Annotated in this window: 26 protein-coding genes and 1 tRNA gene; 13 read left to right on the plus strand and 14 right to left on the minus strand. The window is 60.5% G+C overall.

Annotated features, from left to right (window positions below; all coding sequences use genetic code 11):
* The first annotated feature begins 26 nt into the window (after positions 1–26).
* Complete coding sequence (locus ACLGGT_RS05725; RefSeq protein WP_437195250.1) at positions 27–584, plus strand: lysozyme inhibitor LprI family protein; 558 nt, start codon at positions 27–29, stop codon at positions 582–584.
* Between the two features lie 224 nt (positions 585–808).
* Entirely contained in the window at positions 809–2,149 is a 1,341-nt protein-coding gene (locus ACLGGT_RS05730; protein WP_437195251.1) for a flavin monoamine oxidase family protein, read from the plus strand.
* Positions 2,150–2,175: 26 nt separating this feature from the next.
* Here ACLGGT_RS05730 and ugpC read toward each other — a convergent pair whose 3' ends face one another.
* The 8 genes from ugpC to bhcA form a co-directional block, all read right to left on the minus strand.
* On the minus strand, positions 2,176–3,222 hold the full coding sequence (ugpC, locus tag ACLGGT_RS05735) for a sn-glycerol-3-phosphate ABC transporter ATP-binding protein UgpC (RefSeq protein WP_437195252.1): 1,047 nt from the start codon (positions 3,220–3,222) through the stop codon (positions 2,176–2,178).
* Between the two features lie 5 nt (positions 3,223–3,227).
* A complete protein-coding gene (gene ugpE / locus ACLGGT_RS05740; protein WP_437197398.1) occupies positions 3,228–4,064 on the minus strand; it encodes a sn-glycerol-3-phosphate ABC transporter permease UgpE in 837 nt (278 codons plus the stop codon).
* A gap of 20 nt (positions 4,065–4,084) precedes the next feature.
* Positions 4,085–4,966 carry a sn-glycerol-3-phosphate ABC transporter permease UgpA gene (gene ugpA, locus ACLGGT_RS05745; RefSeq protein WP_008279754.1) on the minus strand — a complete coding sequence of 294 codons (882 nt, stop codon included), beginning with the start codon at positions 4,964–4,966 and terminating at the stop codon, positions 4,085–4,087.
* A 37-nt stretch (positions 4,967–5,003) separates the two neighbouring features.
* Positions 5,004–6,317: a sn-glycerol-3-phosphate ABC transporter substrate-binding protein UgpB gene (ugpB, locus tag ACLGGT_RS05750; protein ID WP_437195253.1), complete on the minus strand. Its 1,314-nt coding sequence runs from the start codon at positions 6,315–6,317 to the stop codon at positions 5,004–5,006.
* A gap of 138 nt (positions 6,318–6,455) precedes the next feature.
* Positions 6,456–7,457, minus strand: a complete 1,002-nt coding sequence (gene bhcD / locus ACLGGT_RS05755) for an iminosuccinate reductase BhcD (protein ID WP_375554608.1) — start codon at positions 7,455–7,457, stop codon at positions 6,456–6,458.
* Between the two features lie 11 nt (positions 7,458–7,468).
* Positions 7,469–8,632, minus strand: a complete 1,164-nt coding sequence (bhcC, locus tag ACLGGT_RS05760) for a 3-hydroxy-D-aspartate aldolase BhcC (protein ID WP_008279757.1) — start codon at positions 8,630–8,632, stop codon at positions 7,469–7,471.
* 68 nt (positions 8,633–8,700) lie between these two features.
* Complete coding sequence (gene bhcB, locus ACLGGT_RS05765) at positions 8,701–9,669, minus strand: beta-hydroxyaspartate dehydratase BhcB (RefSeq protein ID WP_151977358.1); 969 nt, start codon at positions 9,667–9,669, stop codon at positions 8,701–8,703.
* A 12-nt stretch (positions 9,670–9,681) separates the two neighbouring features.
* The gene (gene bhcA / locus ACLGGT_RS05770; protein ID WP_151977360.1) at positions 9,682–10,875 is read right to left on the minus strand and encodes an L-aspartate--glyoxylate aminotransferase BhcA; all 1,194 of its coding nucleotides are present in this window, start codon (positions 10,873–10,875) and stop codon (positions 9,682–9,684) included.
* A 214-nt stretch (positions 10,876–11,089) separates the two neighbouring features.
* On the opposite strand from bhcA, the gene bhcR reads away from it, so the two are divergent.
* A complete protein-coding gene (gene bhcR, locus ACLGGT_RS05775) occupies positions 11,090–11,932 on the plus strand; it encodes an HTH-type transcriptional regulator BhcR (protein WP_008279761.1) in 843 nt (280 codons plus the stop codon).
* On the opposite strand, the gene ACLGGT_RS05780 is transcribed toward bhcR, so the two are convergent.
* Positions 11,904–12,770 carry a MurR/RpiR family transcriptional regulator gene (locus ACLGGT_RS05780; protein WP_037296881.1) on the minus strand — a complete coding sequence of 289 codons (867 nt, stop codon included), beginning with the start codon at positions 12,768–12,770 and terminating at the stop codon, positions 11,904–11,906. The genes bhcR and ACLGGT_RS05780 overlap by 29 nt on opposite strands.
* A gap of 128 nt (positions 12,771–12,898) precedes the next feature.
* Here ACLGGT_RS05780 and ACLGGT_RS05785 point away from each other — a divergent pair, with 128 nt between their 5' ends.
* From ACLGGT_RS05785 to ACLGGT_RS05815, 7 genes are all read left to right on the plus strand, one after another.
* The gene (locus ACLGGT_RS05785; protein WP_437195257.1) at positions 12,899–13,690 is read left to right on the plus strand and encodes an N-formylglutamate amidohydrolase; all 792 of its coding nucleotides are present in this window, start codon (positions 12,899–12,901) and stop codon (positions 13,688–13,690) included.
* Positions 13,683–14,279: a TRAP transporter small permease subunit gene (locus ACLGGT_RS05790; RefSeq protein WP_081507355.1), complete on the plus strand. Its 597-nt coding sequence runs from the start codon at positions 13,683–13,685 to the stop codon at positions 14,277–14,279. Before ACLGGT_RS05785 ends, ACLGGT_RS05790 begins: the two co-directional genes overlap by 8 nt.
* Positions 14,279–15,601: a TRAP transporter large permease gene (locus ACLGGT_RS05795; protein ID WP_008279765.1), complete on the plus strand. Its 1,323-nt coding sequence runs from the start codon at positions 14,279–14,281 to the stop codon at positions 15,599–15,601. Before ACLGGT_RS05790 ends, ACLGGT_RS05795 begins: the two co-directional genes overlap by 1 nt.
* A gap of 53 nt (positions 15,602–15,654) precedes the next feature.
* Positions 15,655–16,689: a TRAP transporter substrate-binding protein gene (locus ACLGGT_RS05800; protein ID WP_008279766.1), complete on the plus strand. Its 1,035-nt coding sequence runs from the start codon at positions 15,655–15,657 to the stop codon at positions 16,687–16,689.
* A 92-nt stretch (positions 16,690–16,781) separates the two neighbouring features.
* Positions 16,782–18,137 carry a glutamine synthetase family protein gene (locus ACLGGT_RS05805; RefSeq protein WP_437195259.1) on the plus strand — a complete coding sequence of 452 codons (1,356 nt, stop codon included), beginning with the start codon at positions 16,782–16,784 and terminating at the stop codon, positions 18,135–18,137.
* A gap of 52 nt (positions 18,138–18,189) precedes the next feature.
* A complete protein-coding gene (locus ACLGGT_RS05810) occupies positions 18,190–19,593 on the plus strand; it encodes an aldehyde dehydrogenase family protein (protein WP_420541221.1) in 1,404 nt (467 codons plus the stop codon).
* On the plus strand, positions 19,590–20,735 hold the full coding sequence (locus ACLGGT_RS05815; protein WP_151977370.1) for an iron-containing alcohol dehydrogenase: 1,146 nt from the start codon (positions 19,590–19,592) through the stop codon (positions 20,733–20,735). Before ACLGGT_RS05810 ends, ACLGGT_RS05815 begins: the two co-directional genes overlap by 4 nt.
* A 38-nt stretch (positions 20,736–20,773) precedes the next feature.
* Here the strand turns inward: ACLGGT_RS05815 and ACLGGT_RS05820 are convergent, their stop codons facing one another.
* Both ACLGGT_RS05820 and ACLGGT_RS05825 read right to left on the minus strand, forming a co-directional pair.
* A complete protein-coding gene (locus ACLGGT_RS05820) occupies positions 20,774–21,934 on the minus strand; it encodes a geranylgeranyl reductase family protein (protein ID WP_437195261.1) in 1,161 nt (386 codons plus the stop codon).
* Positions 21,935–21,937: 3 nt separating this feature from the next.
* The gene (locus ACLGGT_RS05825) at positions 21,938–22,393 is read right to left on the minus strand and encodes an Lrp/AsnC family transcriptional regulator (protein WP_437195263.1); all 456 of its coding nucleotides are present in this window, start codon (positions 22,391–22,393) and stop codon (positions 21,938–21,940) included.
* A 119-nt stretch (positions 22,394–22,512) separates the two neighbouring features.
* On the opposite strand from ACLGGT_RS05825, the gene ACLGGT_RS05830 reads away from it, so the two are divergent.
* From ACLGGT_RS05830 to ACLGGT_RS05840, 3 genes are all read left to right on the plus strand, one after another.
* Positions 22,513–23,559, plus strand: a complete 1,047-nt coding sequence (locus tag ACLGGT_RS05830) for a Glu/Leu/Phe/Val family dehydrogenase (RefSeq protein WP_437195264.1) — start codon at positions 22,513–22,515, stop codon at positions 23,557–23,559.
* A gap of 87 nt (positions 23,560–23,646) precedes the next feature.
* Positions 23,647–24,570, plus strand: a complete 924-nt coding sequence (locus tag ACLGGT_RS05835) for an orotidine 5-phosphate decarboxylase (RefSeq protein ID WP_437195265.1) — start codon at positions 23,647–23,649, stop codon at positions 24,568–24,570.
* Positions 24,571–24,658: 88 nt separating this feature from the next.
* Positions 24,659–24,732: transfer RNA gene (locus tag ACLGGT_RS05840), tRNA-Gly, on the plus strand.
* Between the two features lie 16 nt (positions 24,733–24,748).
* Here ACLGGT_RS05840 and pyrF read toward each other — a convergent pair.
* The 3 genes from pyrF to ACLGGT_RS05855 form a co-directional block, all read right to left on the minus strand.
* Entirely contained in the window at positions 24,749–25,441 is a 693-nt protein-coding gene (gene pyrF, locus ACLGGT_RS05845; protein ID WP_008279775.1) for an orotidine-5'-phosphate decarboxylase, read from the minus strand.
* Between the two features lie 56 nt (positions 25,442–25,497).
* Positions 25,498–25,752 carry a hypothetical protein gene (locus ACLGGT_RS05850; protein ID WP_008279776.1) on the minus strand — a complete coding sequence of 85 codons (255 nt, stop codon included), beginning with the start codon at positions 25,750–25,752 and terminating at the stop codon, positions 25,498–25,500.
* 135 nt (positions 25,753–25,887) lie between these two features.
* Positions 25,888–26,142, minus strand: a complete 255-nt coding sequence (locus ACLGGT_RS05855) for a hypothetical protein (RefSeq protein WP_008279777.1) — start codon at positions 26,140–26,142, stop codon at positions 25,888–25,890.
* Positions 26,143–26,309: the final 167 nt, after the last annotated feature.

Here is a 26,309-nt window from a genome sequence, read left to right on the forward strand (position 1 = left end):
TATCCGGGCGTAGGAGTGATGAACACATGAACGGCATTCCAGGCACTAGCATCATTCGGCCTTTGGGACACTGGGCGGGGCAACTGGTGTTCGCTCTGCTTTTGGCCAGCAGTGGGGCGGCACAGGCCGAGCCGGTTTTCCTGCCCGATGCGACCCTTGCCTGTACCCGCGAGGCCGAGCGCCTTGCGCCCAACCTCTCGGGGCATGCGGTGCTTGATTGCGTCGGGCGCTCGGCGCAGGCCTGCATGACGACAGACGGAGGAGAGACGACTATCGGCATGATTGACTGTCTCGACGCTGAATTGAAGCTGTGGGATGGACGGCTGAACGCGGCCTATGCCGCAAAGATGGATGCGGCCCGGGCGAGCGATGGCGAAATGGCCAGCATCGGCGCCAGCGTACCATCCCTAGAGAACAGCCTGCGCGAAATGCAGCGCGCGTGGATGGCATTTCGCGATGCGGCCTGTCTCTATGAACAGGCGCAATGGATGGGCGGTACAGGCGGCGGGCCTGCGACCATGGCCTGCCACATGCAGGAAACCGCCCGCCAAGCACTTAGGCTAGAGGGTTGGTGGGCCCAATGAGGCGCTGATCGGCCAAGCTATCAGACCGTAGTGTCAAGATGGGGATTTTATCCCGGTTCGCCGAATGCCCAAAATACTGTATCGTCAAATAAGGCACATCAGAGCGAGATATCTGTGACAGGACGGTTTGAGAAGCATGCGGTGATGATCCAAGTTCTTGCGCGAAAGACTAACTTTTTGCAGACCGAGTGTAATCGGGGCGCTGTCGCTGCGGGAGTGGTCCTATGAGCGCCCGGCTGGGACGTCGCACGGTACTGGCGGGTTTGAGCGCGGTCGCCTGTGCGGCAGGCCGCGCATCTGCACAAGACGGCACGCGAACGGTTGTCATCGGTGCCGGTTTGGCGGGCCTCTCGGCCGCGCGGGCCCTGCATGATGCCGGACATTCGGTCACAGTCCTAGAAGCCGGAGCAAAGGTTGGGGGGCGCATTCGCACATCGCGGCTATGGCCCGATATGCCGGTGGACCTTGGCGCAAGCTGGATACATGGGCAGCGCGGTAATCCCCTGACGGATCTGGCGCGTCAGAGCGGCGCGCGCGTGGTCGCGACAAGCTACAATGCGGCGATCCTCTTGGCGACAGACGGCGCAGAGATCGACCCGGACATGCGCCCCGCCAAAACCCTGTTGCGCCGCGCCCTTGCCGCAACCGAGAGCCGCACGCGCGACATTTCAGTGATGCAAGCGCTGGAGGCATCGCCCGAGTGGCAGAGTGCCGATGCAATGCTGCGGCGTCTGGTGCTCTATCTGGTCAACAGCACGTTGGAGCAGGAATACGGCAGCCCCGCGCGTCTTTTGTCGGCGTGGTACGGGGACGAGGGCGCGGAATTCGGCGGGGCAGATGTGCTCTTTCCGCAAGGGTTTGACCAGATCACTACAACGCTTGCGCAGGGGCTGGATATCCGGCTGTCCGCCCCAGTGCGCGAAGTGGCTCCGGGGATGGTGCAGCTGGCCGATGGCAGCCGGATTGTGGCGGATCGGGTGATCTGCACCCTGCCGCTTGGTGTGCTGCAATCCGGGCGGGTGCGCTTTGCCACTGATTTGACGCGCGCGCGTCAGGCGGCCATCGACGGCCTGCGCATGGGTCTTTTGAACAAATGCGTTCTGCGGTTTGACCGAATTCACTGGCCTCAGGACGTGGATTGGATCGGCTGGCTGGGCCCGCGTCCGGGGTTCTGGGGGGAATGGGTCTCGCTTGCGCGATCAATGGCGATGCCGGTGCTGATCGGGTTCAACGCCGCAGACCCGGCGACCGAGCTTGAAGGGTTCAGTGATCGTGACACCCGGGCCGCCGCGCATGACGCGCTGCGCGGGATGTTCGGCACGGGGTTTCCCGCCCCACTGGATGCGCAGATAACGCGGTGGGGGCAAGAACCACTGAGCTATGGCAGCTATAGTTTCAATGCCGTCGGCACCACGCCTGCGACGCGGCGCGCTCTGGCCGGTCCAGACTGGGACGGACAGCTTTGGTTTGCGGGCGAGGCCTGTTCGGCGGACCATTTCGGCACAGCACATGGGGCCGTTTTGTCAGGACAGGACGTGGCGCGGCGCATTCTCAAGGACATCTGAGACCCCAAGGCGTTAGTGGCGGGTTTTCAAAGCCGCGCGCCTGTTTTGTGGTCAAACAGATGCATGTTTGCAGGCGCGATACCAAGGCGCAATTGCGCACCGCCTTGGGCCACCTGATGCACCCCCGGCAAGCTGGCAGTAAAGTTTTGCCCCCCCTCAAGTTTGCCGTGCAAAAGTGTGTTGGCGCCCAAAGGTTCGGCCAGCAAGACCTGCATGGCGATTGGCCCCTCGGGATCAGGCGTCAGATGTTCGGGGCGCATCCCAAGCATGACGGGGCCGCTATGGCCTCTGGGGTTGGGCAAGCCCGCATCACCAAGCCAGAGCGCGCCATCGCGCCCCTCGACCTCGAGCACATTCATCGACGGGCTGCCGATGAACTGCGCAGCAAAAAGCGTGGCGGGGCGTTCATAGACATCCAAAGGTGTGCCGATTTGTTCGGCCAGCCCTGCGTTCATCACAATCATGCGGTCAGCCATGGTCATCGCCTCGACCTGATCATGGGTGACATAAAGCGATGTGATCCCAAGCTTGGCCTGTAGTTCGCGGATTTCGAGCCGCATCTGAACGCGCAGCTTGGCATCAAGATTTGAGAGCGGTTCGTCAAACAGGAACACCGAAGGCGCGCGCACGATGGCGCGGCCCATGGCAACGCGCTGGCGCTGACCGCCTGAAAGCTGCCGGGGCTTGCGATCAAGGAGTTCGGTCAGTTGCAAGAGCTTGGCTGCATCCTGAACCTTGGCGGCAATCTCGGATTTGGGCAGGCCCGCGATCTTGAGGCCATAGCCCATGTTCTGCGCCACGCTCATATGCGGATAGAGCGCGTAATTCTGAAACACCATGGCGATGTCGCGGTCCATCGGTTCAAGATCATTCGCGCGGCGGTCGCCGATGCGCAATTCCCCCTCGGTGATCGTCTCAAGCCCCGCGACCATACGCAGGAGTGTGGATTTTCCACAGCCAGAGGGCCCGACGATGACGATGAATTCCCCATCCGCCACATCTAGGCTTACGCCTTGAATGACCTCGGTCGGACCAAAGCGTTTCTTGATAGCGTCGAGGGTTACGGTTGCCATGTCGTTTATTTCTCGCTGTCCACAAGGCCGCGGATAAAGAGTTTCTGCATCGAGATGACCACCACCACCGGCGGGATCATCGCAAGGATTGAGGTGGCCATGATCACCGGCCAATCGGCCACGTCATCGCCCGAGGGAAACATCTGGCGGATGCCCATCACGATGGTGTTCATCGAGGGGTCCGTGGTGATCAGAAGCGGCCAGAGATATTGGTTCCAGCCATAGATGAAGAGGATCACAAAAAGCGCCGCGATATTGGTGCGGCTCATCGGCAAGAGGATATCCCAGAAAAACTGCACCGGGCTGGCCCCGTCGACGCGCGCGGCCTCGGCCAATTCATCAGGGATGGTCAGAAAGAACTGCCGAAAGAGAAAGGTCGCAGTGGCAGAGGCGATGAGCGGAAAGATCAGCCCCTGATAACTGTTGAGCATGCCAAAGCCTGCGATCACCTCATAGGTGGGCACGATGCGCACCTCAACAGGCAGCATGAGTGTGAGAAAGATCAACCAGAAGAACAGATTGCGCCCCGGGAAACGAAAATAGACAATGGCAAAGGCCGAGGTGAGCGAGATGATGATCTTGCCCACGGCGATGCCCACAGCCATGATCAGCGAATTGCCAAGCATGCTCAGCACCGGCACATTCACGCCGGAAAAGAGGGCTGCGGTGTAATTCTCGATCAGTTGGTCGCCAGGCCAGAGCGGCATCGGCGGGCGCACGATTTCGGGCTGCGTGACGGTCGAGGCCACGAAAGCCAGCCAGATCGGGAAAAAGATCACCAAGACGCCCGCAATCATCGCCAGATGCGTGAGCCAGAGGCCAAGGCCGCGCCGCTCTACCATGCCTGTGATTTCGCGGGCCATCAGTAATGCACCCGTTTTTCGATGTATTTGAATTGCAGCACGGTGAGCAGACCGACGACCAACAAAAGGATCACCGATTGCGCCGCGCTGGAGCCGAGATCCTGACTGACGAACCCGTCTGAAAACACCTTGTAGACGAGGATGGTGGTGGATTGTTGCGGGCCACCGGCGGTGATGGTGTGGATCACGCCGAAGGTCTCGAAGAACGCATAGACGATATTGACCACGAGCAGGAAAAACGTGGTCGGCGACAAGAGCGGCAGCACGATGGTGAAGAACCGCCGCCAAAAGCGCGCACCGTCAATGGCAGCGGCCTCGATGATCGAGCGGGGCACGGCCTGAAGGGCGGCAAAGAAGAACAGGAAATTATAGCTGATCCGCCCCCAAGCAGAGGCGGCGACAACCAATCCCATCGCCTCGGTCCCGTTCAGCACATGGTTCCAGTCATAGCCCAACTGCCCGAGATACCACGACACGACGCCCACGCGGGTGTTGAACATGAACATCCAGAGCACCCCGGCGATGGCCGGGGCCACGGCATAGGGCCAGATCAGCAACGTCCGGTAAGTGCCCGCCGATTTCACCAGCCGATCGGCCATGACCGCGAGAAAGAGCGCCGGGATCATCGACGCCAAAGTGACCAGCGTGGAAAAGACCGCCGTGGTCACAAAGGACGCGCGATAATAGGGATCGCCAAGCAGGTATTCGAAATTTCCAAGCCCCACGAATTGCGACGAAAGGCCGAAGGGATCAGGAATAAAGAGCGACTGCCACACCGCCTGCCCTGCCGGATAGAAGAAGAACACCGCAGAGATGAACACCTGCGGGGCAATGAGGCAGAGCGGTAGCAACCAGCCCTTGAAGGTGACACGTTTTTCCATCTGCGGTCAGGGGCCGGTTGCCCGGCCCCGCCCTGACTTAGCGGTTGGCTTGTTCAAACCGGCGCAAGAGCTGGTTGCCGCGCTCCACCGCCGTATCAAGTGCTGCCTGCGCGTCCTTGTCACCGGACCAGACCGCCTCTAGCTCTTCGTCGATGATGGCGCGGATTTGGTCGAAAGACCCAAGCCGCAGGCCCTTGGAATTCTCGGTCGGTTCCTTGGTGGTCATCTGCGTCACGGCAATATCCGTGCCGGGATTGGCCTCATAAAAGCCTGCGGCGCGCGTCACCTCGGCTGCGGCAGAGGTGATGGGTAGGTAGCCGGTGTTCTGATGCCATTGCGCCTGCACCTCGGGCGAGGAGAGGAAATTGAGAAAGGCAGCCACGGCCGTGTATTCTTCGGCCTCATGCCCCTGCATCACCCAGAGAGAGGCCCCGCCGATGATGGTGTTCTGCGGCGCGCCCTCGACCCCGTCCCAATAGGGCAGCGGGCGGATCTGAAAGTCAAACTGCGCCTCGGCTTTGACGCCTGCATAGCCAGCCGAGCTTTCGGGAAAGAGCGCGCAATCGCCACCACGGAAATTGGCACCCGCCTCGTTGCGGCGACCGGCGTAGATGAATTTGCCGTCCTTGGCCCATTCCCCCAGCTTGGCGATATGCTGCACCTGAAGCGGGCCGTTGAACACGAGTTCTGTATCAAGCCCACCAAACCCATTGGCCTGCGTGGCAAAGGGCACATTGTGATAGGCCGAGAAGCTCTCGAGATGCACCCAGCTCTGCCAAGAGGTGGTATAGGGGCAGGCATGGCCCGCCTCTTTGAGTTGGCCCAGCACCGTATCAACGTTCTGCCAAGTGCTGAGATCGGTATCAGGGTCGATGCCCGCACCCGACAGCGCATCGCGGTTCACATAGAGAACCTGCGTGGAAGAGTTATAGGGAAAAGACAGCATCTGCCCTTCGGGAGTGGTGTAATAGCCCGTGACGGCGGCGAGATAGGCGTTGGGATCAAACGGTAGGCCCGATTGCTCCAGCACCTCATAGACCGGTTTGATCGCGCCCTTGGCGGCCATCATGCTGGCGGTGCCAACCTCAAAGACCTGAAGGATATGCGGCTGTTCGCCCGCACGGAATGCCGCAATGCCAGCGTTGAGCGCCTCGGAATAATTGCCCTTGGGGGTGGCCGTGACCTTGTAGTCACTTTGATCGGCGTTGAAGCCTGCCACTTGTTCATCCAGCAATTCGGCCAGCCGACCGGTGAACGCGTGCCAGAACTGGATTTCGGTCTGTGCGGCAGCGGCAAGCGGCGCAAGCGCCGTGGTGGCGGCAAGCATGGCGCCAAAAGCGAATTTAGACATCTGATCCTCCCTGTGGAACGCAGGCCTGGATCGCACCACCCGGCCGCGTCATGCGCGATCAAGCTACACGTAAAAAGAGAACAGGCAACCGTGGTGACGGCTGCCTGTGCAAATTTCGTCAAACTGTTATAAAGCGGATCAGCCCAAGGTTATGGGCGTTACAAGCCCTTGCTCGCGCGCCAGCTTGGCCGCGACCGACGCCACGGCGAGATCTTGAAGGCCAACGCCGGTGCCATCAAAGAGGGTGATTTCCTCGGCATTGCTGCGCCCCGCGTGGGTGCCGTTGATGACTGCCCCGATGGGGGTGATGTCACCCTCGGCAATCAGCCCTTTGCCCACGGCATGCTGCGCTTCACCGATGGTGATCGACTGTGCGATTTCATCGGCAAAGACCGTGGCACGGGTAAAGAGCGCCGGATCCACCTCTTGCTTGCCTTTGGTGTCTGTCCCCATGCAGGCGATATGCGTGCCGGGTTTGACCCAATCTGCCATCATCAGCGGCTCGAACGCAGAGGTGATCGTGATGATCACATCGGCCTGCGCGCCCAGCTCTTCTTGGGTGACCGCCTCAAACTCCAGCCCCAGCTCCTTGGCGACTGCGCCAAGACGCGGCAACATGTCGGGATGCGGGTTCCACGCCACGACCTTTTCAAAGGCACGCTGCTCGACGGCGGCGCGCAATTGAAAGGCGGATTGGTGGCCCGCACCGACCATACCCAGCACCTTCGCATCCTTGCGCGCGAGATGCGCGATCGAGACCGAAGACGAGGCGGCGGTACGAATGGCAGTCAGGTAGTTGCCACCCACCAGCGCAGAGAGCCGCCCGGTATCCGGATCGAACAGGAACACGGTGGACTGATGGTTGGTCAGCCCCTTGTCCATATTGCCCGGCCAATAGCCCCCCGCCTTGAGGCCCAGCGACAGGCCAGAGCGGTCAAACCCCCCTTTGAAGCCGTAAAGCGCATCGGCATGGCCGATGGCTTCACGGACCACGGGGAAGTTATAGGCATCACCGCGCGCCATGGCGGCAAAGACCGCTTCGACCGCACCAAAGGCATCAGCCCGGCTGATAATCTTCTGGCAGATTTCCTCGCCGACGATCACGAAGCCGTCGGCGGCCACTTCTTTGTGGGTATTCATCCTGCCAGCCCTTAGTAGGCCCGGCCGCGTGCCGATACCGGCCACACGGTTTCGACCTTACCGTTCCGCACGCCGACATACCAATCATGCACGTTGCAGGTCGGATCGCAGTGACCCGGCACAAGGCGCAGTTTCTCATTCACCTTGAGCACGCCATCGGGGTCGGCAACAACGCCATGCTCGTCCGAGCATTTGACATATTGCACATCCGTGCGCCCAAAGATCACCGGCAGGCCAGAGTCGACCGACTGCGCCTTGAGGCCCGCGTCAACGATGGCTTTGTCGGCCTTGGCGTGGCTCATGACAGAGGTCAGGATAAACAGTGCGTTTTCCCATTCGCCTTGGTCGATACGCTTGCCGTCCTTATCAAGGATACGGCCATAGTCAGCATCCATGAACGCGTAAGAGCCGCACTGAAGCTCGTTATACACGCCCGAGTTGCCTTCGAAATAATAGCTGCCGGTGCCGCCGCCGCCGACGATGTCGCACTCCAGCCCTTCGGCCTTGAGCGTGTCGACAGCATCCTTGACCTGCGCCACAGCAAGGTCGATCTTGGCCTTGCGGTCTTCGTATTTGTCCATGTGCTGCATCGCGCCTTGATAGGCTTGAATGCCCGCGAACTTGAGGCCCGGTGCAGCATCAATTGCCTTGGCGATTTCCACCACGGCAGGGGTGGTGGTCACACCACAGCGGCCTGCGCCACAGTCGATTTCCACCAGACATTCGATCTGGGTGCCGTGCTTTTGCGCAGCGGCCGACAGGTCCGCCACATTTGTCAGATCATCGACGCAGCAGATGGTCCGCGCGCCCAGTTTCGGCATGCGCGCCAGACGGTCGATCTTGGCGGGGTCACGCACTTGGTTCGACACCAGCACGTCTTTGATGCCGCCACGGGCAAACACTTCGGCTTCGCTGACCTTTTGACAGCACACGCCGCAGGCACCACCAAGGCTTTCTTGAAGGAGCGCCACATCAACGGATTTGTGCATCTTGCCATGAACGCGGTGACGCATGCCATGATCACGTGCCCAATCGCCCATCTTCTTGATGTTGCGCTCTAGCGCATCAAGATCAAGAACAAGGCAAGGGGTCTGAATGTCGGCCTCGTCCATGCCCGGCAGGGCGGGGATGTCATAGCCCACTTCGTAGGCGTCGAGATTGATCGTGTCTTTCATCGGATATCCTCCCAGAATTCGGGTTGTTCAGTTGCGGCGCGCGAGGATCGCGCGCCGAAGGGAATTGGTCACTTGATCCAAGGCAGCGTATCAAGATCGACGTTGCCACCCGTGATGATCACCCCCACGCGCTTGCCCGCAAAAACCTCACGGTTTTTGAGGATGGTGGCAAGGGGCACAGCACAGCTTGCCTCGATCACGATCTTCATCCGCTTCCACGTGAGCTTCATCGCCTCGACGATTTCCTCTTCGCTGGCGGTCAGGATGTCGGTGACATTATGGCTTACGAAATGCCACGTATTCTCTTTGAGCGGCACTTTGAGGCCATCCGCGACGGTGTTTGGGGCGTCATCGGCGATGATGTGACCCGCCTTGAAGCTGCGATAGGCGTCATCCGCCTGCTCTGGCTCGGCTGCGTAGATTTCGACATGCGGCGCGAGGTTCGACAGCGTAAGGCATGTGCCCGACACCATGCCGCCGCCACCGATAGGCGCGATCACGGCATCAAGCGCGTCAACCTGATCAAGCAATTCCAGCGAACAGGTGGCCTGCCCGGTGATGACGCGCAGGTCATTATAGGGATGCACGAATTCTGCACCTGTCTCTGCCTGCACCTTGGCGAACACTTCTTCGCGGCTGCTGGTCGAGGGTTCGCATTCGGTGATGATTCCGCCATAACCGCGCACCGCGTCTTTTTTCGCCTGCGGGGCGGTGCGGGGCATGACCACATGACACGGGATGCCCCGGCGCCCAGCAGCATAGCTGAGCGACAGTGCGTGATTGCCGGAGCTATGTGTTGCCACGCCCATCTTGGCCATTTCATCGCTGAGGCCAAAGACCGCGTTCGAGGCGCCGCGCACCTTGAAAGCCCCCGCCTTTTGGAAGTTCTCGCATTTAAAGAACAGCTCTGCCCCGGTCAGATCGTTGAGATAAGACGAGGTCAGCACCGGGGTGCGGTGGATATAGGGTTTGATCCGCTCATGCGCGGCGCGCACGTCGTCGATCGTGAGGTCGCTCGGACTATGTTGATCCAGCATTTAGTCTTCCTTTCACGCGGCCTTTTCGGCCAAAACAGGCTTGGCGGTTGCGCGATAGTATTCCTGCGCAGCGATCACGCCAGACCCCATTTTAACGGGGTAATTCAGATCCGCCATGGCCATTTCAAGCGTCGCCAGACCAGAAAGCATCATCGACTCGGTCAGGCTCCCGAGATGGCCGATGCGGAAAGCGCGGCCATTCATCTCGCCCAAACCCACACCAAAGCTCATGCCATAGGTGCCAAACACACGCTCTGTCAGACGGTTGCTGTCAAAGCCCTCGGGCACGAAAACCGCACTGACAGTGTCAGAGTACAGATCTGGCGTCTGTGCCACCAGTTTCAAGCCCCAAGCAGCAACCGCACGGCGCACACCTTCGGCAATCCGGGTGTGACGGGCATAGACATTGTCCAGCCCTTCCTCGAACAGCATGTTCAGGCTCTCGGCCATGCCGTAGATCAGCTGGAGCGGCGGGGTATACGGAAAGCCGCCCTTGGCATTTGCGCCCATCATATCACGGAAATCAAAAAACGTGCGCGGCAATTTCGCGGTTTCCATCATTGCCAGCGCCTTGGGGCTGACCGCAAGGATCGCCATCCCGGTGTTGAGCATGAAGCCCTTTTGCGAACCGGAGACCGCGATATCAACGCCCCATGTATCCATCTCGAAGGGCATCGAGCCCAGCGAGCTGACGCAATCGACCATCAAAAGCGCAGGATGATTGGACGCCTTCATCGCGCCACGAACGGCAGCGATATCAGAGCGGACGCCGGTAGCGGTCTCGTTATGGGTGACGAGAACGGCCTTGATGCGGTGATCCTTGTCAGCGCTCAGCGCCTCTTGGAAACGGTCGGCAGGCGCGCCGCTGCCCCATGGGCATTCGATGATCTGAACATCCAACCCATGACGTTGGCACATGTCGATCCAACGGTGGCTAAACATGCCATACCGCGCCACCAGAACCTTGTCGCCGGGGCTGAGGGTGTTGGTGATTGCAGCTTCCCAACCGCCGGTGCCGGAGGCGGGGAATGTGATGATCTCGCCCTTGGCAGTGCCAAAGACGGTCTTGCAGCCCTTAAGAACCGGGGCGAGCGTATTAACGAACGCGGGCGAGCGGTGATCCTGTGTCTGCACCTGCATGGCACGACGCAGCCGGTCGGGGATATTCGTTGGGCCGGGGATGAAAACCGGGTTTTGATCTGACATTGCACCATCCTCCTCTGAGATAGCGGTAATATGACGTGAGGCGCGTCGCTTTGCAATTTTCTTGAAAAGCATTTTCATTTTATTAATTAAATATCCAAATGCATGATTTTATTTGATTTTCATTTTTCCATATCTAATTCAAAGAATAACATGAAAATATTTTTTATTCTGCATACAATTGCCCACCAAGACCTCCAACAAGGGAATCGCCACCATGACTCAGACCAAACGCGCGCGCGGCCGCCCGAAATCGCAATTCGCCGATAGCAGCGCCGGCACCATGCAGGCGTTAGACCGGGCGCTGTCCGTGCTGACCGCCGTGGCGCGGCAAGAAGGGGTGAACTTGACGGATCTTTCGCTCAGCCTCGGCATTCCCACCGCCACGACGCATCGCATTCTGACGACCCTGCAAAAGCGCGATTTTGTGCGGTTCGACGAAGAGCGGCAGGATTGGACCATCGGGATCGAAGCCTATCGCACAGGGGTTGCCTATCTCAAGCGGACCAATCTGGCGGATGCGGGCCGCCCGGTGATGCGGCGCTTGATGGAACAGACCGGCGAGACCGCCAATCTGGCAGTACCGGATGGGGCAGAGGTGGTTTTCATCGGTCAGGTCGAGACGCAAAATCCGATCCGCGCCTTCTTTCCCCCCGGATCGCGCACGCCAATGCATGCCTCGGGAACCGGCAAGGCAATTTTGGCAGCCCTACCCGAGGATCGGCTGATGGCGCTTCTCAAGGGCGCGGGCCTCAAGGGATTCACCGAAGAGACATTGATCACGCCGCGTGCCCTTTTTGATGATCTGGCCGAGACCCGCACGCGCGGCTGGTCGTTTGATCGCAACGAGAGGTATGACGGCATGTCCTGCATCGGCGCCGCGATTTTCAACGATCGTGGAGAGCCATGTGCCGGCGTGTCGATCTCTGGCCCCAGCAGCCGTTTTCGTGATGCCCAGATTTCAGAGTTTGGTGCGGCAGTGGCGCAGGCGGCGGTGCAGATCACCCATCTTATCGCTGGCAAGGGCGTGCTTATTTCTGAAACAACCGGGTCGCGTTAAACAGGGCATCCAGCTCTTCATACCGCTCGCGGGTGGCGGGCCAGCGTTCTTCTTGCACGGCGGCAATCAACGCCTCAAGGAGCATCATGGTCGAGATATTGGAATCCCAAGCCGAGGGGATTTCGACCCAGCAGTTAAAGGTATGGGTGGCTAGATCTGAAATCGGACTCATCCATTGATCCGTGATCAACACCACGCGGACACCGCGCGCCGTGGCAATCTCGGCCAGCCGCATCAGGCTGGTTTCATAGCGGCGGATGTCGAACATCAAAAGGGTATCGCCCTTGGCCATATCCAGCACGTAATGCGGCCATGTGGCGGAGGACGAGGTCATGTGCGTGACCCGTCCGCGCACGGCCTGAAAATGGGTAAAGGCGTAATCGGCCAGCGCCCGCGTGATACGTCCGCCAACCAGATAGAGCCGCCCGTCGGTATCGGCCAAAAGGCGCGCCGCCGCATCGAACCGGGCGCTGTCGATATTGGCAAAGGTTTGTTCGATGTTCTGCGTGACCGCCTGCGCAAATCGGTTCAGCGAATGGGTGGCGGGCGCCTCTGACGCCCAATTGGCGCGGCGTTGGGTTGGGCCGGATACCTTGGCCTCCAACTCTCGAAGCAGCGCCTGATGGAATTGCGGATAGCCTTTGAACCCCAGTTTCTGCACCATGCGGGCAATGGTGGGTGTTGACACGCCCGCATTCGCCGCGACGATCGTGATCGAGGCCAGACCCGCCGCCGGATAGCTGTCCAACAGCGCCTGCGCGAATTTGCGTTCGGATTGAGTGAGAGCGCTGTAATGCGCGCGGATCAGGTCGCGCACGGTTGGCGGGGGCTTGGTCACATCGCGGCTCCTGAACGGGTGCTGTCGAAACAGGCAGGCCGGATGGCAATCCGACAAAGCCTTCTGGAAATATATTGACACAAATTTCCCCATGTGGAAACATTTTTACAAATGCCGCAGGGGGGCGCATGACACGCAATCTGAACTGGGATGATTCTGACGTGGTCGAGGGGATCGGTGCGCAGGCCAATGGCCCGGTTCTGATCCTGTGCGAGCATGCCTCGAATGTCATCCCCGCGCAGTATGGCGGGCTTGGGCTGAGTGCAGAGGCGCGCAGCAGCCATGCGGCCTGGGATCCCGGCGCACGCGCGGTAGCGGTACAACTGGCGGAGGCGCTTTGCTCACCAATGGTGGCCGCCACCGTGTCGCGCCTCGTCTATGATTGCAACCGCCCGCCCGAGGCGACAAGTGCGATGCCAGACCGCTCTGAGGTAATCGAGGTGCCGGGCAATCGTGGGCTGAGCGCCGCGGAACGCGCCCAACGGGTGGCGCAGGTCTATACGCCGTTTTGCAGCGCGGTTCGCCAAGTGATCTGCGCACGCAAAGCGGCTGGGCTGGCGACAGCGCTGGTTACCATCCACAGCTTTTCGCCAGTATGGTTCGGGGCGCAGCGTGACTGCGAGATCGGCATTTTGCATGACAGTGACACGCGATTGGCCGATGCCATGCTGGCTGAAGCGCACCGCCTGCCCCACCGCGTGATCCGCCGCAATGATCCCTATGGGCCAGAGGATGGCGTCACCCATTCGCTACAACTGCACGGGCTGGCGCACGATCTGCCCAATGTGATGATCGAAATCCGAAATGACCTGTTGCAAGGTGCGGAAAGCCAAGCCCGCCTCGCGAATGAGGTTTTGACCCTGCTGCGTCCGGCGTTGAACGTTCTTGGTGAGACCGTCAAAGGGGGCGCCCATGCCTAGGATCGTTTGGGCCTATATTCGCGCCATTGACGCCATGAACCGCTTTATCGGGCGGGTCGCGATGTATCTGATTTTCGTGCTGATCGGCGTGCTACTGTGGTCGTCAGTGTCCAAGACATTCTTCAACCCCTCGCTCTGGACGCTGGAAACCGCGCAATTCGTGATGGTGGCCTATTACGTTCTGGGCGGGCCCTATTCGATCCAACTGGGCAGCAATGTGCGCATGGACCTGTTTTACGGGGCTTGGTCCGTCCGCACAAAGGCGTGGGTGGATGCCTTTACGGTCTTCTTCCTGCTGTTTTATCTGGGGGTGCTGCTCTATGGCGCTGTAGGCTCTACCGCCTATTCGCTGGGGTATTTCGGGACAGAGCCGTTTTCGTGGTTCTGGCAGGTGTTCAAGACGCTCGTGACCCAAGGGCCAACGGCGGCGGGCGAGATGTTCGGCTTCATGGAACGGTCTTCGACCGCGTGGCGGCCTCTGATCTGGCCGATCAAGGCCGTTCTGTGCCTTGGCGTATTCCTGATGCTGTTGCAGGCACTTGCAGAGCTTTGCCGCGACATCCTTAGGCTAAAAGGCGAGGCGGTCTGATGCCCTATGAAATGATCGCCCTCTTGATGTTTTCTTCGATGATGCTGATGCTCATGACCGGGCAGCGGGTATTTGGTGCCATCGGATTTGTGGGCGCGGCGGCGGCAATGCTGCTCTGGGGTGTGGGCGGGGTGGATGTGCCCTTTGCCAGCGCGATGAAGCTGATGAAGTGGTATCCGCTGCTGACGCTGCCGATGTTCATTTTCATGGGCTACGTTCTGTCGGAATCCAAGATCGCAGATGATCTCTACAAGATGTTCCATGTCTGGATGGGGCCGGTACGGGGCGGTTTGGCGATTGGTACGATTGGCTTGATGGTGCTGATTTCCGCGATGAACGGCCTATCCGTGGCGGGCATGGCGATTGGGGCCACCATAGCCCTGCCAGAGCTGTTGCGGCGCGGCTATGACAAGATCATGGTGACCGGGGTCATTCAGGCGGGCTCGTCCCTTGGCATCCTTGTGCCACCGTCGGTGGTGCTGGTGCTTTATGCAATGATCGCACGGCAACCGGTGGGGCAATTGTGGCTGGCGGGGGTTCTGCCGGGGCTGATGATGGCCACAATGTTCATCATCTACATCTATGTGCGCTGCCGGATTCAGCCCGAGCTTGGTCCGGTGCTGCCAGAGGAAGAGCGCAATGTGCCCTTGGCGGAAAAGCTGCGGTTGTTGCGCGCGGGCCTGCTGCCACTGGTGATCTTTGCCACGATGATGATCCCCTTTGTGAAAGGTTGGACAAGCCTTGTGGAAAGCTCGGCAATTGGCGCGATGGCAGCCTTTGTGGCGGCGGTGCTCAAGCGACGGATGACGCGAGAGGTGTTCGAGACCTCGGTGCGCAACACGCTGGCGATTTCGTGCATGTTCATGTGGATCATTCTGGCCGCCTTGGGCTTTGGTGCGGTGTTCGACGGATTGGGCGCGGTCAAGGCGATTGAATATCTCTTTACCGAGCAATTGAATCTCAGCCCGTGGATGATCCTGATCCTGATGCAACTCTCGTTCATCTTGATGGGCACGTTTTTGGATGACACCGCGATGCTGGTGATTGTCGCACCGCTTTACGTGCCACTGGTGGGCGCGCTTGGCTTTGATTTGATCTGGTATGGCGTGCTTTATACAATCACCACGCAAATTGCCTACATGACACCGCCCTTTGGCTATAACCTCTTTCTCATGCGGGCCATGGCACCACCGGAAATCAGCCTGCGCGACATCTATCGCTCGATTGTGCCATTTGTCGGCGTGATGGTGCTGGCGCTGGTTCTGGTGATGGTGTTCCCGCAAATCGCCCTCTGGCTGCCAGAGTATGTTTACGGAAAATAACCCCGAGAAGAGCCCTGGACAGGGGCCGGATTTCACAACAAGGAGAGAAGACGATGACCACAAGACGCAAGTTTCTGACCGCTGCTGGAGCGGGCGCGCTGGCCGCTCCGCTCGCCACACCCGCGTTGGCGCAATCCAAGATCACTTGGCGGATGCAGACCTATGCCGGGGCCGCGCTGGCCGAGCATGTGGTGAAACCCGCCATCGACATGTTCAACAAGATCGCAGGCGACCGGATGCAGATCGAGCTTTTCTTTGCCGATCAGCTGGTGCCGACAGGCGAGTTGTTCCGCGCCATGCAACGCGGCACGATTGATGCGGTACAGTCCGACGATGACAGCATGGCAAGCCCAACCGAAGTGACGGTCTTTGGCGGCTACTTCCCCTTTGCAAGCCGCTACAGCCTGGATGTGCCCGTACTTTTCAACCAATACGGGCTGAATGAAATCTGGGATGAGGAATATTCCAAGGTCGGCGTCAAGCATATCAGCGCGGGCGCATGGGACCCCTGCCATTTCGCCACCAAAGAGCCGATCAACAGCCTCAAGGATCTGGAAGGCAAGCGCGTCTTTACCTTCCCGACGGCGGGGCGGTTCCTGACGCAGTTCGGCGTCGTCCCCGTAACCTTGCCGTGGGAAGACATCGAGGTTGCGGTGCAGACCGGCGAGTTGGACGGAATCGCATGGTCGGGGATCACCGAAGATTACACGGTGGGCTGGGCCGATGTGACCGACTATTTCCTGACCAACAACATCTCGGGCGCTTGGGCCGGGTCGTTCTTTGCCAATATGGACCGCTGGAACGAACTGCCCGAGGATCTGCAAACCCTGTTCCGGGTCTGCTGTGACCAGTCGCATTACTATCGCCAGTGGTGGTATTGGGGCGGCGAGGCCAGCCTGCGCGTCAATGGTGACAAGATGAAGCTGACCACGATTCCCGATGCCGAATGGCAGCAAGTCGAGGATGCAGCCCTTGTGTTCTGGGATGAAATCGCCGCCGAAAGCCCGACCAAGGCCAAGGTTGTCGAAATCTTCAAGAAATATAACGCCGACATGCAAAAGGCCGGTCGGCCCTATCGCTATACCTGATAACACCGCCCCCCGGCATCACACCGGGGGGCGCTTTTACCCGCAACCCGAAACCATTAAAGACGTTCAGATACGGAAAGACGGAGCACATCATGGGGCTGACATTCGAAACCCTCAAGGCAGAGGTCGCGGCGGGCAAGGTGGATACCGTGCTTGTGTGCCTTGTGGACATGCAGGGCCGCCTTATGGGCAAACGCTTTCACGCTGGCCATTTCGTCAACAGCGCGTGGGAAGAGACCCATTGCTGCAACTACCTGCTGGCCACCGATCTGGAAATGACCACACCCGAAGGCTTTGCCGCCACAAGCTGGGAACGTGGCTATGGCGACTATGTGATGAAACCCGACCTGAGCACGCTGCGCCCGATGCCATGGCTCGAAGGCACGGTGATGGTGCTCTGCGATGTCTTGGATCACCACACCCATGCACCGGTGCCGCACAGCCCCCGCGCCATGCTCAAGGGGCAAATGGCGCGGCTCAATGCCATGGGCTTTGACGCGATGATGGCAACGGAACTGGAATTCTTCCTGTTTGAGAAAAGCTATGACGACATCCGCAAATCCGGCTATCGCGAGTTGACGCCGCTCTCGGGCTATAACGAGGATTACAATATCTTCCAGACCACCAAGGAAGAGCATGTGATGCGGCCCATCCGCAATCATCTCTATGCCGCCGGTCTGCCCATCGAGAACACCAAAGGCGAGGCGGAAGCAGGGCAAGAAGAGCTGAACATCAAATATGCCCCCGCTCTTGATACGGCCGATTACCACACCATCGCCAAACATGCGATCAAGGAAATTGCATGGCAGCAGGGGCATGCCGCCAGCTTCTTGCCGAAATGGGATCACCGGCGCGTGGGATCTTCCAGCCATGTGCATCAATCGCTGTGGCAGGATGGAAAACCCGCGTTCTTTGATCCCCAAGACAGCCTTGGGATGTCGCAACTGATGAAGCATTACATGGCGGGCCTGCTGAAATACGCGCCCGACTACACCTATTTTCTCGCCCCCTATATCAACAGCTACAAGCGGTTCCAAAAGGGCACCTTTGCCCCCACCCGCATCTTGTGGTCGGTGGACAATCGCACAGCGGGCTTTCGCCTCTGTGGCGAGGGGTCCAAGGCGGTTCGCGTCGAATGCCGCGTGGGCGGATCGGATCTCAACCCCTATCTCGCCATGGCGGCGATGCTCGCAGCAGGGATCAAGGGCATCGAGGACAAGCTGGAACTGGCCCCGCCCGCGACGGGCGATGCCTATAGCGGCCAGACGGGGCGCATCCCGGAAACGCTGCGCGATGCCTATCACACCCTCAAGCAGTCTCAATTTCTGCGCGAAACCTTTGGCGACGAGGTCATAGATCACTATGCCCGTGCCGCTGAGGTCGAGATCGAGGATTTCGACCGCGTGGTCACGGATTACGAGGTGGCGCGCGGATTCGAGCGGGCCTGAGTGCCGCACGCGCGGATTTGAGTATTTTTGGAACGACGAAAGGACGGGCACCATGCCCGCGATCAAGGATGCGATCATGCAAATGTTGAAATGTATCTCTCCCATTGACGGAACGGTCTATGCCGAGCGCCCCGTCCTGACGCTGGAGGCGGCGCAAGCGGTGGCGGCCCGCGCGCGGGCAGCACAGGCGGCATGGGCCGCGCGCCCCCTGCAAGAGCGTATTGATCTGGTGATGGCCGGTGTCGCCGCCATAGGCGCGATGAACGACGAGATCGTGCCGGAACTGGCGCATATGATGGGCCGCCCGGTGCGCTATGGCGGCGAATTCCGCGGCTTCAACGAGCGTGCAAGCCATATGGCAACGATTGCCGAGAGCGCGCTGGCGGATATCGCGGTGGGCGAAGATGCCACGTTTCTGCGCTATATCAAGCGCGTGCCGCATGGGGTGGTTTTCGTCGTGGCCCCGTGGAATTACCCCTATATGACCGCGATCAACACCGTGGCGCCCGCGCTCATCGCGGGCAATACCGTGGTGCTGAAACATGCCACGCAAACGCTTTTGGTGGGCGAACGCATGGCGCGTGCGTTTCATGCTGCGGGCGTGCCGGAGGATGTGTTCCAAAACGTGTTTCTGGATCATGACACCACATCGGCGCTGATTGCGGGCGGAGCGTTCAATTTCATCAACTTCACCGGCTCGGTGGGCGGCGGGCGCGCGATGGAGCGCGCGGCGGCGGGCACCTTTACGGGGCTTGGGCTGGAACTGGGCGGCAAAGACCCCGGTTATGTGATGGAAGACGCCGATCTTGACGCCGCCGTCGAGACGCTGATCGACGGGGCGATGTTCAATTCGGGTCAATGCTGTTGCGGGATCGAGCGGATTTATGTGCATCAGAGCCTGTTCGATGCCTTTGTCGAGAAATCCGTGGCGCTGGTGAATTCCTACAAACTGGGCAACCCGATGAACGCTGAAACCACTATCGGGCCGATGGCCAATGTGCGCTTTGCCGCAGAGGTGCGTGCACAGGTGGCCGAAGCGCTGGAAATGGGGGCAAAGGCGCATATCGCCACGATGCCCGAGGACGACGGTGCCGCGTATCTGACGCCCCAAATCCTGACCAATGTCAGCCACAAGATGCGCGTCATGCGCGACGAAAGTTTTGGCCCCGTGGTGGGCATCATGCCGGTGTCCTCGGACGAAGAGGCGATTGCGCTGATGAATGACAGCGAATTCGGCCTGACCGCCAGCCTCTGGACCGCCGATGTCGACCGTGCGCAGGCGGTGGGCGACCGCATCGAGACCGGCACGGTTTTCCTCAACCGCGCCGATTACCTCGATCCCGGCCTCTGCTGGACCGGCTGCAAGAACACCGGGCGCGGCGGTGGTCTGTCGGTGATCGGCTATCACAACCTCACGCGCCCCAAATCCTACCATCTCAAGAAGGTGACGAAATGACCCTGACTGCCAACTGGTCCTATCCGACCGCGATCAAATTCGGCGCTGGCCGGATTGCTGAACTGCCCGCCGCCTGCGCACAGGCCGGGATCAAGCGCCCGCTTCTTGTCACGGACAAGGGGCTGGCGGGCCTGCCCGTCACGGCGGGGGCGCTCGATATCCTCGAGGCCGCAGGCCTTGGCCGGGCGATGTTTTCCGAAGTTGATCCCAACCCCAATGAGATCAACCTTGCCGCCGGTGTTGCCGCCTATCAGGCAGGCGGGCATGACGGGGTGATCGCCTTTGGCGGTGGCTCGGGTCTTGATCTGGGTAAATGCGTGGCCTTCATGGCGGGGCAGACGCGGCCCGTGTGGGATTTCGAGGATGTGGGCGATTGGTGGACACGCGCCGATGCAGATGCCATCGCGCCGATCATCGCCGTGCCCACCACCGCCGGAACCGGCTCGGAAGTGGGGCGCGCCAGCGTGATCACCAATTCCGTAACCCATGCGAAAAAGATCATCTTTCACCCCAAATTCCTGCCCACGGTCGTGATCTGCGATCCCGAACTGACCGTCGGCATGCCAAAATTCATCACCGCTGGCACCGGGCTTGACGCCTTTGCGCATTGCGTCGAGGCGTTCTCTAGCCCGCATTACCACCCGATGTCGCAGGGCATCGCGCTAGAGGGCATGCGCCTTGTGATCGACTACCTGCCGCGCGCCTATGCCGATGGCACGGATATCGAAGCGCGCGCGCAGATGATGAGTGCGGCCGCGATGGGGGCCACCGCGTTTCAAAAGGGTCTGGGCGCGATCCACGCCATGAGCCATCCGATTGGCGCGCATTTCAACACACATCACGGCACCACCAATGCGGTCTGTATGCCAGCAGTGCTGGATCTGAACGCCGACGTGATCCGCGACCGGTTCGACCGGGCGGCGGGATATCTCGGCATCACCGGCGGCTACGACGGCTTCCGCGCCTTTGTGCAGGACTTCAACGACAGTCTCGGGATTCCGCGCAGCCTGCGTGATCTCGGTGTGACCGAGGCGGCGATTCCCGACCTCGTGCGCGATGCGCTGACCGACCCAAGCTGCGGCGGCAACCCGGTAACGCTGACCGAGGCCAATCTGACGGCGCTGTTCAAAGCGGCACTCTGAAGGTTTGGGGGACAGCGTCCCCCATCCTTCCATCCCTGTCAGAAACGGGCGCGCAGGGCCAGTAGCCCAAGGCGGGGCAGGCGGAGCACGAGACGGGTCAGTATTTGACCATACTCGACCTCGCCCGCCATCAGGCGCAAATACTCATGGCGCAAGGTGGAGGAGCGTCGAAAGGCGCGGGCAAACCCAGGCTCGAGCGCAGGCAGAAAGATCACTGGACGGATCAGCCGCGCCATTCGCAGGGCGCGATGCATGGGACGCAGCGCGCGGCGATAATGACTGAGTGCAGTCTGGGGCCGCCCCGCGTTCAGCGCCGCAAGGGCCGCCTTTGCCGCCAATTGCCCGCTCTGCATGGCATAGCCGATGCCTTCGCCAGTGATCGGATCAACCAGCCCCGCCGCATCGCCTGCAAGCAGAACGGCGCCCTGCCCCGGCATTTTGCGGAAATCACCAAAAGGCAGGAATTGGCCTTTGACGTGCAGGTCTGCGGCGTCAATGCCCAACATCTCGCAATAGGCTGACATGGCCTGTTTCATATCCGCGTTCTCCGACAAGAGACCGCCCACCCCAACCGTGGTCGAGCACCGTTTGGGAAAGACCCAGCCATAGCCCCATTGCGCCGCCGCCAGATCAATCCGGATTGGCCCCGCGGGATTGAGATGCGCGCCGCGCGCCTCAATCTCAAGCCCAAACCCAATGCGCTGCCGGTCAAATGGCTGACCAAAGAGCGCACGCGCCACTTGGGAATTGACACCATCCGCGCCAATCAGAACCTCATACTGCAGCATAGCGCCGTCTTTGAGCGTCACTCTCCGCGCGTCACAGTCGATCTCGGCCACTGCCTGCCCGGTAAAATCCTGCGCCCCAGCCGCCATCGCATGCCCGCAGAGCATCGCATCCATATCCCAGCGCATTGTGGCGCAGAGGGCTGGCGCGTCCTCGATCAGCCCCACCGGCTGACCACGATAGCGGAAATCCACCGTAGTCTTGCGGTCCTGTGGATCAAATGGCATTTCATGCCCGAAAATCTCGGCGTAATGCCGCCGCGCGCGTCCGGTGATGAGGCCACCACAAAGTTTTTCGCGTGGAAAGGTCTTGCGGTCGATCAGGGCCACGCGCAGCCCGGCACGCGCCGCCACATAAGCAGCCGAGGCACCGGCAGGCCCGGCCCCTATGACGATCACATCGAACCGCTGCACCGCTCAGACCTCTGGCAGCGCGTCGCGCCGGATCATGGTACGCAACGCGAAACTTGACCGCATGGAGCGGATACCGGGTGTCTGCATCAACCCATCCTCAAGAAACCGGTCAAAATCTTTCAGGTCTGCGGCCACCACCCGCAAGAGGACATCGCGTGTGCCGGTCATCAGGTAGCATTCCATCACCTCATCAAACCGCCGAAGTCGGTTTTCAAACGCGGTTATCGCGTCGCGGGTGTGATGCTCCAACTCGACAAAGATGAAGGCGTTGAGCGGCAGGCCAAGTTTCTCTTGGTTCACCCGCGCGGCATAGCCGGTGATGACGCCATCGCTTTCAAGCCGGGCAATCCGCCGCGCCAAAGGCGTGGGCGACAGGCCCACTGCCGTCGACAAATCGGCCAATCGCTGACGTCCATCGCGCTGCAGGGCGGCGATGATCTGGCGGTCAATGCGATCCATTTTTCCTGTTTTGCCCCCTGTTGTTAGAGATATAACCCAAAAGTCACACGCGATTGACATGAGTTTGCTGTTTTATCGCGCCTGACCGCTCTTACCTTGCGGGCAAGGAGGAGTCCAACATGCTCACACGTCTTGCCAGCCCAACCCATGAGGAAGTTTACCGCGTCGAGGATCACGCCAGCGGATTGCGCGGATTTATCGCGCTACATTCCACACGGCTTGGCCCGGCTGCGGGCGGATTGCGCATGCGCGTATACGAGGGTGACGACGCCGCCCTTGAGGATGTGCTCAACCTGTCGCGCGGCATGAGTTACAAGAACGCCGCCGCCGGTCTGCCGTTGGGCGGGGGCAAGGCGGTCATCCTTGGGGACCCCGCGCGCGACAAGACACCCGCGTTGCTGCGCGCCATGGGCCGTGCGATCAACATGCTGCAAGGACGCTATTGGACCGCCGAGGATATGGGCATGTCTCCCGAGGATATGGCCGAGCTTGCCCGCGAAACGCGGTTTGTCGCGGGGCTGGATTGCGGGGCGCATGCCAGTGGCGATCCCTCGCCAGTGACGGCGCGCGGTGTCTTGGGCGCGATGCGCGCTGGCGCGGCGCAGCTTTGGGGCACAGACACCCTCAGCGGTCGGCATGTGGCGGTGCAGGGGCTGGGCCATGTCGGCTGGCATCTCTGCCACTTGCTCCACGAGGCGGGCGCAAAGCTGAGCGTGGCGGATATGAACCCGGCCCATGCAGACAGCACGGTACGCGAATTCGGCGCAACCATGGTCGATCCGCGCACCATCCATGCCGTTGACGCGGATATCTTTGCGCCCTGTGCCATTGGTGGCGTGCTCAATAGTCGGAGCATCCCCGAGATCGGGGCAAAGATGATCTGTGGTGCTGCCAATAACCAACTGGCTACGCCCGAGGCTGCAGAGCGCCTGCGCGCGCGCGGCATTCTCTATCTGCCCGATTACGTCGCCAATGGTGGCGGGATCATCAATGTCGCTGCCGAAATCCTGCGGATCAGCCCACGCGCGCCTTGGGTCGAAGAGCGGCTGGGCGCGATGCAGGCGCGCATGGCACATATCCTGACGCGCGCAACGGGCGAAGACCTGAGCCCTGCAACCCTCGCGGATCGGATGGTTGAGGAACAATTGCTGCAAGTGGCGGTCTGACGCCGACATCATCCTGTCCAAGGATGACGGCAATTGAGCCGGTGCGCGTGCGCTGTTAGGTTGGCATAAACCGCACCGGAGAACCTCATGCCGCAGATCGCCATCACTTTTGCCCTGATCCTCGGACTGGTTGGGGGGGCAGAGGCGCAAACCGCGCTCAGTGAGCGAGTGAGCCTCGCGCATGGCACCTTCAGCAACGGTGGCGGCCTGACCATTGCGACCGAGTTGCGCCCCACAACCGATGGGCGCACCGCCCTGTGCGGAGTATGGTCCGAGAGCGAGAGCCAATCGAGCTATACCAAAGGTGCCGCCCGCGAGATCGTGCGCTTGGCTACGGTGTATGTGGATGGCCAGCGCATTGCGCAGAATCTGGGGGACCTGCCCCAGATCGCCCCACGACTTGATTACGCGGGTGCGCCAGCGGGGTGCATCCTGACCACTCTGTCATGGCAGCCGGGCCGCGTGCCCGAAGTATTCATGCCGCGCAAGCAGATCAGCCGCAGCAGTGGCGGCGGCAGTGGTCCGCAGATCGACTTTGCCCAGACCGGCACCGGCGCGATGAGTGCGGCGCTGGAGGTTATCCCGCTTTTGGTCCGTAACAGCCGCACCCTGCCGCTTTCGAGTGCATCGCAGGTTATCGAGGGGCGCTATAGCAGCGGTGGGGGCCTGCGCCTTGCCGCCGAACTGCGGCCGATCAATGGGCGTGCGCATCTTTGCGGGGTCTGGTCCGACCTGCCGGGTCAGGACGCTCAAACCGAGGGGCTGGGGCGCGAGATTTTGCGCCGCAGTCACGTGATGCAATCAGGCCAAGAAATAGCACGGGATCTGGGCAATCTGCGCCGCGTTTCAGCGCGCGGTGACTACACCGGCGCCGAGGCCAGTTGCCTTGACCTTAAACAGCCGTGGCGTGCCGAACAGGCTGAGGTGCCGCTGACGCTGCACCTGCCCGATACGGTGGTCTATCGCAGCACCACCCCCAAGGGGCAAACCGTAATCCGCTTTGGCGCGTGAACCAAACCCGACATTCCGTTTGCACAGGCCTGACCCACAAGTTTTCGCTTGAAGCTGGCCAAGTGACAGTGCTATCCATAGCGCCGCGGCGGGTATGGTGAAAAGGTATCACGAAAGCTTCCCAAGCTTCAGTTACGGGTTCGATTCCCGTTACCCGCTCCAAAACTCCGTGCCAGTATCAGCCGCGCAATTGTGACAGGATCGCCTCTGCCGCCGCGCGTGGATCTTGTGCCGCCCAAATGGGCCGGCCGACGACAATGTGGTCGGCCCCGTCAGCGATGGCCTGTGCCGGGGTTGCCACCCGCTTTTGGTCACCCAAAGCGCTGCCTTCAGGGCGCACACCCGGTGTGACGATCAGGCGACCCTTAGCTTCGGGCAGGGCACGGATCATCGCCGCCTCTTGCGGGCTGGCAATGACCCCATCGGCCCCGGCGTCAAAGGCACGGCCCGCGCGTTCGGCCACCAGATCAGGCAGGTCGCCCGATTTGATCATCCCAGCATCGAGATCGGCGCGATCAAGCGAGGTGAGGATCGTAACCGCAAGGATTTTCATCGGCTTGCCCGAGGCCCCCTCTTTGGCGGCGCGCACCACATGCGGATCACCATGTACGGTCAGGAAATCCAGATCGAACTGGGCCAGTCCCCGCACCGCCGCCTCGATCGTGGCGCCGATGTCAAAGAGCTTCATGTCGAGGAAAATTCGCTTGCCTTGCTCGGTTTTCAACTCGTTAGCGAGGGCCAATCCGCCCCCCGTCAGCATTCCAAGGCCAATCTTGTAAAAGCCGACCGAGGCACCCAATTGCTCTGCCAATTGGAGACCCTCCAGCGCATTGGGCACATCAAGGGCTACGATCAGGCGGTCATCAGTCATGGGGCGCGGTCCTCTGCTGTCGGATAGCGCCCTTGTCGCGGCGGCGATGCGCGGCGTCAAGCCTCTGCGCACATCCCGTCAAAAGCGGTATCAGCCAAGGTGATCTGACGCCCGTTGCGCCGAAACTCAGGCAAGCGCTGCAATTGGCGCAAGGCATCCAGCCACAATGCGTTATGGCTCGCCTCTTTTGCTGGCACCGTGACATTCAGGCTGATTTGGCCGGTTTCCGTTTCCAGCAACAACACGCCACTGACGCAGGCAGCGTGACTATCACGGCGCATCTCGCGCGCGCGAACCTTGATGATATGCATCTTACGAACCTTATTACTCTTTACAGGGCAAACGGCGCATGACGCCGGTTGTTTACAGGCTTGATACTAAAGATAGCCTTACGCGATTTCACGGTGAAATCACGACGATTTTGCATCTTTTTTCGGGATGCGGAGTCAGGCGGCAATTGGTGGCACAGGGCGGACAGTCGCCCGGCGCAGCCGAAGGTCGGACCGGCCAGAGCGATGCAGATACCGGGCATGCTCCATCAAACCGTGAGTCACCCTTGCGAATTCTGCAGTCAGAGGAGCCCGGAAAAGCACGGGATAAACCAACCGTTCCTGCCCGTCGACCACTTCGGCCCGCGCGAAAAAGGCGGACCATTCGGGATTGTATCCGATCGCTTCCAGTCTCACTGCCTGCTCTGTCATGGCTTCTATCCTCTTTATAGGGCGACATAGCCCTGTGGATAACTCTGCGACAGATCGGTATTGCAGCAGGTCCTGCCAAGTCCCTCTCACGAAAAAGTGCCGCTCACGCGATTCCAGCGCGATCCGTCTTGAACCTCACGGCACTGTTACCCATTTATGGTGAGAGG

This window comes from Roseovarius sp. MS2 (assembly GCF_051447875.1).
Lineage (GTDB): Bacteria > Pseudomonadota > Alphaproteobacteria > Rhodobacterales > Rhodobacteraceae > Roseovarius > Roseovarius mucosus_A.